Here is an 803-nt window from a genome sequence, read left to right as displayed (position 1 = left end):
CCGTCACCGCCCGACGACTTCGCGTAGCCGCCGTCGCCACCCGACGCCTTCGACCAGCCTCCGTCACCGGCAATGGCCTTGCCGCCGTTGCCGCCGTAGCCGCCATCGCCACCGCCGGCTGCAGCGCTTCCGCCTTTGCCGCCGATGCCTCTCGCGCCGTCGCCGCCCTTGCCGCCATTGACGTTGCCGTAGTTGGTCGCGACATTGCCGATGCCCGTGACCCTCACATGGCTCACCGTGCCGTCAAGCTTGCTGACGGCGACCGCCTTCGTGCTGTTCCACGAGTCCTGGGTGACCTTCGCATACCCGGTCACTTCGTTGGCGTTGCTGCCTGTCGTGCTCGTCTGATTCGACGACGCCGAGTTCGACAGGTTGTTGTCGCCATTGCTCGCCTTCTGGTTGCACGAGTAGTCGCCATTGGCGCAAGGATTGGCCATCGCATAACCGCTGAAGCCCAGCGCGACGATGGCTGCAGATGCCAAAAGTGTCTTACGCATGAAAGCCTCCTATCGGGTTAGTGACCAACGGTCAGATTCGCCTGAACGGTAACGGCCTGCTGCACCAGCGAAGCCATGCCGCTGTTCTGGTTCGCGACCAGGATGCCCGCTGCCGACTGTGCGACGCTCGTCATGGTGTTGGCCATGTTGAAGTCGCCCGTGCCGACACCGATCGCACCGCCCGCGCCGCCAGCTGCGCCTGCGCCGCCTGTGCCTGCGCCGCCGGCTGCCGCCGTCGCCGCTGCTGCTGCACCTGCGCCACCTGCACCGCCTGCGCCACCCGTTGCGTTGCCGCCGTTGCCGGCC

At 66.7% G+C, this 803-nt stretch carries 2 pseudogenes; both read right to left on the bottom strand.

Annotated elements, in window-relative coordinates:
* Positions 1–497: pseudogene (locus tag G3O01_RS44805) on the bottom strand (hypothetical protein); the annotation flags it as partial.
* Between the two features lie 17 nt (positions 498–514).
* A pseudogene (locus G3O01_RS44800) lies at positions 515–803 on the bottom strand (hypothetical protein); the annotation flags it as partial.

It is taken from the genome of Burkholderia sp. Ac-20365 (assembly GCF_017104715.1).
Classification (GTDB): Bacteria; Pseudomonadota; Gammaproteobacteria; order Burkholderiales; family Burkholderiaceae; genus Paraburkholderia.
Note: the sequence above shows the minus strand (reverse complement) of the source record. Positions and strands in the feature narration are given on the sequence as shown.